Here is a 5,293-nt window from a genome sequence, read left to right as displayed (position 1 = left end):
TGAAATCATAACATCCATAAAAACGTCCTCCTAAGCTAATTATATGCTTAAGAGGACGCTTTTACGAATATTTATCGGTTACTGAAAATTTTCAATAGGGAGTTTTCTTCATGCGTTTGTCGTGCTAAGGAGCTTATGAAATAAGTATTCATAGAGCTAACCTTCATTAATATTTTTACAAAAAATCTACCGTGGACAAACACTGATTTGATAATGTTTGTGAGTGCTAGATTTTACATAGGGAAGAAATTAAATCGATTCCAAAAAAGCCCTCCTTTCGGGAGGGAAAATTCCATTCATTCAACTACTGATTTTGGGAATTCTTCGCAAAAAGTCCAATAATACCCAGAGCAGTCGTTCCCGTCATAATAAATCCTGCAATAGAATGACCCCTAGATAGCAAAAAGGTTCCACAAGCAATAATTGACAATACTACAATGAAACCTAACACTTGACCGAACTTGTGAGCCGCAATATTTCCAGAAAGATACTTCTCTGCCATTTTTCACTCAATTTAACTCTATCACGCTGTTGTAAAAAACAAGATGAAAACCTCCGTTTCCATCTTGTTTTTTCTTATGAAAATAGGTTCGCAACATCTTCCCCAGCCGCAATTCGATCGACTATTTCAAACTCCTCCTTCGTCATCTCAATCTCAGCTTTGGTCGGATAGGTCTGGATCACTTTCTCAAGTTGATGACGAATGGCATCTGCCTCTGCTTGATCCTGATTTCGAAGACGGGCAATGGCATACTGGATCGAAAGTATAGACGGATAATCCTTCATAGACTTTAGCACTTGCTTGGTTTCTTTTTCTTCTAAAATGGATAAATCAGCCTGACTAGGATTTTCTAAGAGTTCTAGATATAGTAGGCCCAATCGACTAAAGATTTTCAGGAGACCTGGCAAAGTTCCGCTAGGAAGTACTAACCTATCTAAAATTTCTCTTCCTTCTCTATAAGCCCCTTTATCCAAAAGGTAAGAAGCCCAATAATAGTTCATCGTCGACACAAAAGAGTTCTCCTCTTCTACTGGTCTCTTCAAATGAAACAATTCTACCGGTAAGTCTTTAAACCGACGACCTCTCGTTAGTCCTTCTGTTATTACCATCTGTTTGACAAAGACCTCTCGTGCAGCGGGGCTATGATACAATTCCCAAGCATTCATCCCATCATTAGAGATAATTTTCCCTTTAAAAGGGATTCCATTACCCAGAGAGAGTAGCAGATTAATCCCTCCAAATAAGAAGAGGGAAAGACTCCACCATGATGGGGCCATCTTTAGCCCTAGAAAAATCAAGGGAGCAAACAGGAGATTGATCAAAGGTCCGCCAAGATTGTAGAGAAGAACCGGAACTTGATTATCATCTGAACTTAGCGGTGCCATCAAACATTGGCCCAAAGTACCGTGAAGAGTATATCGTTTCCAAAACAAACCTTCATCCCAGCGAACTAAAACCCAACTTCCCACACGAAAGGAAATCAGACGATACCCAGACAAGCGACCACCAATATAGTGTCCTAATTCATGGATAAAGATGGCCACCAGAAAAAGGAAAAAGAAAAGGAGGTAGATGAAACCGAAATTTACAAATTCATTTTCAAACATTGACTGGGCTGGAATCTGAGCAATCATTGCCGCCAACTGATAGCCTAGCCAAAAGCTGAGTCCCAGTATTAGAACCAAAAAAATGACCTGATAAAATTTCTTTTTCATATCTACCTCACTCCTCCCTACATCTTCTTAGGGTGACGATCCAATACCTGAGGATGTTGCTCAAACAAGGCTTGACCCTCTGGTGTCAAGATATAACCACGAATATCAAAACTAGCTTCCAAGGCATTTTCCTCTACCTGGCTCAGAAGTGCCTGATCTAATTCAGCCGCTTTCATTTTAGAGAACCCTTTGACACCTTGATTTTTCAGAATCGCTTTCTTCTGTCCCGCATTAATATGAGCTAAGGATTCACGCGCACTCTGCTTGCGAACCAAGTCTCGGTCTACTAAACCTTCCAAATGACGCGGGGCATCAATCCCATAGGTGTATTCAAAATACTTAGGAAAAACAGACTCCGTCGTGAAAGTTCCCAAGGCAATACGCCACATTAAAATCACATCGCCCGCCAGAACATCGCCCTCCAAGGACTCCATATTCTTTCGAGGTACCGCCGGAGCGACCTTACCACTAGCATGATCTTGGGCTTGTTGCTTAGAAATAAAGGGCTGGACCGGATAGTCCGCATAGCGTTCAGTCAGACTAACCATCTTAAGCCTCAACTTCTGTAGAAATTTGCCAGTTAATACCGTATTTATCAATCAAGTTAGCGTAAGCAGGCGACCAGAAGGTTTCCTGTAATTCCAGTGTAACTTCTTGGGCTTCTTCTTTCAGCGCATCATAAAGCTTTTGAGCCGCTTCCACAGAATCTACAATAATCGTGGGAACTACGTTACGACCTGGATTGTAGGCATATTCTGGACTTTCGTCAGAGATTTGCAGACGAATACCGTCTACCACCAATTGCGCATTCAAGACTAAATCCTTATGCTCTTCTGGAACGTCAGGAATCGCGTCACCCCAGAGTGTCAAGCTTCTAAGCTCAGCACCTAACACGCCCTTGTAAAACTCAACAGCCTCTTGGCCATTTCCATCTGTCACTAAATAAACTTCAATTCCTTTAATCATGTTTTACCTCACGAATTGCAAAATAATTTTCTTCTAAATCTGAAAAATTAAAGACCCGCATAAAACCTAAGTCTACAATGGGCATAACCAATACGCCCATATCTAGCATATATTGGTAAGTTTCTTCCAAATTAGAAGATTCCATCAAAAAAGACGGTGTACCTAAATCCAATTCAGGACTCAATTCAGCCACCTTAACCTTATCCTGAAGGACAATCTTCACTTGGCTATCCTTCTTAGGAGCCACTAAATAGGACACCATGCCCATATTTTCCTGACGTTCTACCAATTCAAAACCAACTTGTTCTTTCCAAAACTTGGCAGCTGCGTCAATATCTTTCACATAGACCATGACTTGGCCCAGAGATTCAATCATTGTCTTTTCCTCCATTCTTTCTCAGTATACCATATAATGACCATTTAAGGCTTGAATCTCTTCTCTCCATTCGCTATAATGAGCAAAGAAAGTGAAAGGAATCCGATCATGAAAAAACTACTGACTCTTGTCCTACTGATTGGTGCAGCAGCCTTAGCATTCACCATCTATAACAACCAGCCCAAACAAGAATTAAGCCTGAGCGCTCAACTTCAGGAAGTCCTCAAAAATCCAGAGGCTGAATTCCCTCAACTAAATAAAAAAGCCGCCAAAAAGGAACCCGTCGTCACCCTCAAAACCAGCCAGGGAGACATCACCATGAAACTCTTCCCTGAATATGCCCCCTTAGCAGTGGAAAATTTCCTAACTCACGCCAAAGAAGGCTATTACGACGGTCTCACCTTCCACCGAGTTATCAAAGACTTTATGATCCAAACCGGTGATCCTAAAGGAGACGGTAGCGGAGGCGAATCCATTTGGGCTGGAAAAGACAGCAAAAAAGACCCTGGCACAGGCTTTGCCAATGAAATCAGCCCTTACCTCTACAATCTTCGAGGGGCCGTCTCCATGGCCAATGCTGGAGCTGATACCAACGGTAGTCAATTCTTTATCAACCAAAACAACCAAGATATCTCTGGCAGACTAGATCCAACAACCTACCACAGTAAAATCATCCAAGCCTACAAAAACGGTGGCAATCCCAACCTAGATGGATCTTACACCGTCTTCGGCCAAGTCATAGCAGGTATGGACATTGTTGATCAGATTGCAGCAGTTGAAACCGATGATAAGGATAAACCCAAAGAAGATGTCGTCCTAAAAAAAATTGAGATTCAATCAGAATAACATGAAAATCCTCAAGCTTTGAAGCCTGAGGATTTTTTCTGTAGCGAAAGGAAACTGGGCTTTTCCGGAAGTATGCAAGAGGAATCCCCTCTCAAAAAGCCTTTACTTTATTCCTAAATCTGTATATAATGAAATCGCTTTTCAAGAAAATCGAAAGGATTAATACTATGAAAACCTTTGAATTCGGCCAAGATAAAACTAAATTATCCAGTATTGTACTTGGCTTAATGCGTATCAAAAACCTGTCTCCTTCTCAAATCGAAGAATTGATTGAAACAGCCCTATCCGTTGGAATCAATACCTTTGACCTAGCAGATATCTATGGAGGTGGTCGCTCCGAAGAAATACTTGGACAAATTTTGAAAAACAGACCCGACCTTAGAGAGCAAATGTGGATTCAATCCAAATGCGGCATCCGTATCGAAGAATTCACCTACTTTGACTTCTCCAAAGAACACATTCTCAATTCCGTAGAAGGAATCCTCCAACGACTACACATCGACCAGTTGGATAGCCTCCTACTCCACAGACCAGATGTTCTGATGGAACCAGAAGAAGTTGCGGAAGCTTTTGATCACTTAGAAAAAACAGGCAAAGTTCGTCATTTTGGGGTCTCCAATCAAAATCCAATGATGATTGAACTCCTGAAAACAGCGGTTTCCCAACCACTCATGATCAACCAGCTCCAACTCAGTGCTGCCTTTGCTCCAGAATTCGATGCAGGATTTCATGTGAACATGGAAAAAAACATCCTCAACTCTGGAACAACAAGTATTTTTGAATATGCTAGAGCTAATGACATGGTGATTCAAGCCTGGTCAGTTCTACAACATGGCTACTTCCAAGGCGTGTTTATCGGAGACCAAACATTTGAAAAACTCAACCAAGTCCTCAATCGATTAGCCCAACAATACCAAACAACTCCTTCTGCTATTGCCATCGCCTGGGTCCTTCGTTACCCCGCAAATATGCAAGCCATCATTGGCACAACACAACCCCAACGAATTCTAGAAGCCGCCCAAGCCTCTGAAATCACACTTAGCCGAAAAGAATGGTATGAAATCTACCTCGCAGCAGGTAAAACTCTCCCCTAATACTACTTGAAACCAAGGACAAAAAACCGCTCATTTTTTGTAAGAGAATGAGCAGTTTTTAAGCGATTTTTTATCACAGATGAAGCCATAAAATCCAACGGTTTGTACCTACCTAACTCCTATAAGTCAGTTCAACAAAGGCAATATTTGGAATAGAAGTACGCTCTTGGAAATATACTCTTTTAGATTATAAACTGTATATGATATACTGTTTTTATGGCATACGGAATTGATTTTAGAAAACGTGTCCTTGAATATGTTAAAGAGGGACATACACGTAAAGAAACAGCAGCTT

General features: G+C 41.2%; 7 protein-coding genes. 2 read left to right on the top strand and 5 right to left on the bottom strand.

All coding sequences use genetic code 11. From position 1 onward, the window contains the following. Nucleotides 1-304 precede the first annotated feature (304 nt). From ACXM1Q_RS08805 to ACXM1Q_RS08785, 5 genes are all read right to left on the bottom strand, one after another. Nucleotides 305-502, bottom strand: coding sequence for a hypothetical protein (locus ACXM1Q_RS08805; RefSeq protein ID WP_458517741.1), 198 nt, complete (start codon nt 500-502; stop codon nt 305-307). Nucleotides 503-576: 74 nt separating this feature from the next. Further along, nucleotides 577-1,716: a M50 family metallopeptidase gene (locus ACXM1Q_RS08800; RefSeq protein ID WP_458517740.1), complete on the bottom strand. Its 1,140-nt coding sequence runs from the start codon at nt 1,714-1,716 to the stop codon at nt 577-579. Between the two features lie 17 nt (nt 1,717-1,733). Beyond that, complete coding sequence (locus ACXM1Q_RS08795; RefSeq protein ID WP_458517739.1) at nt 1,734-2,264, bottom strand: hypothetical protein; 531 nt, start codon at nt 2,262-2,264, stop codon at nt 1,734-1,736. A 1-nt stretch (nt 2,265) separates the two neighbouring features. Beyond that, entirely contained in the window at nt 2,266-2,682 is a 417-nt protein-coding gene (locus ACXM1Q_RS08790) for a VOC family protein (protein WP_135036605.1), read from the bottom strand. After that, entirely contained in the window at nt 2,675-3,058 is a 384-nt protein-coding gene (locus ACXM1Q_RS08785; protein WP_458517738.1) for a VOC family protein, read from the bottom strand. Before ACXM1Q_RS08785 ends, ACXM1Q_RS08790 begins: the two co-directional genes overlap by 8 nt. A 108-nt stretch (nt 3,059-3,166) precedes the next feature. On the opposite strand from ACXM1Q_RS08785, the gene ACXM1Q_RS08780 reads away from it, so the two are divergent. Both ACXM1Q_RS08780 and ACXM1Q_RS08775 read left to right on the top strand, forming a co-directional pair. Continuing rightward, the gene (locus tag ACXM1Q_RS08780; protein ID WP_458517737.1) at nt 3,167-3,904 is read left to right on the top strand and encodes a peptidylprolyl isomerase; all 738 of its coding nucleotides are present in this window, start codon (nt 3,167-3,169) and stop codon (nt 3,902-3,904) included. Between the two features lie 167 nt (nt 3,905-4,071). Continuing rightward, the gene (locus ACXM1Q_RS08775; RefSeq protein ID WP_458517736.1) at nt 4,072-4,998 is read left to right on the top strand and encodes an aldo/keto reductase; all 927 of its coding nucleotides are present in this window, start codon (nt 4,072-4,074) and stop codon (nt 4,996-4,998) included. Nucleotides 4,999-5,293: the final 295 nt, after the last annotated feature.

The sequence above is a fragment of the Streptococcus sp. 10F2 genome, from assembly GCF_054331515.2.
This window is presented reverse-complemented; position numbering and strand designations above follow the sequence as displayed.

Excerpts from the sequence above, each read along its gene's own strand:
- ACXM1Q_RS08805 (WP_458517741.1), bottom strand. The coding sequence starts at position 502 with ATGGCAGAGAAGTATCTTTCTGGAAATATTGCGGCTCACAAGTTCGGT.
- ACXM1Q_RS08800 (WP_458517740.1), bottom strand. The coding sequence starts at position 1,716 with ATGAAAAAGAAATTTTATCAGGTCATTTTTTTGGTTCTAATACTGGGA.
- ACXM1Q_RS08795 (WP_458517739.1), bottom strand. The coding sequence starts at position 2,264 with ATGGTTAGTCTGACTGAACGCTATGCGGACTATCCGGTCCAGCCCTTT.
- ACXM1Q_RS08790 (WP_135036605.1), bottom strand. The coding sequence starts at position 2,682 with ATGATTAAAGGAATTGAAGTTTATTTAGTGACAGATGGAAATGGCCAA.
- ACXM1Q_RS08785 (WP_458517738.1), bottom strand. The coding sequence starts at position 3,058 with ATGATTGAATCTCTGGGCCAAGTCATGGTCTATGTGAAAGATATTGAC.
- ACXM1Q_RS08780 (WP_458517737.1), top strand. The coding sequence starts at position 3,167 with ATGAAAAAACTACTGACTCTTGTCCTACTGATTGGTGCAGCAGCCTTA.
- ACXM1Q_RS08775 (WP_458517736.1), top strand. The coding sequence starts at position 4,072 with ATGAAAACCTTTGAATTCGGCCAAGATAAAACTAAATTATCCAGTATT.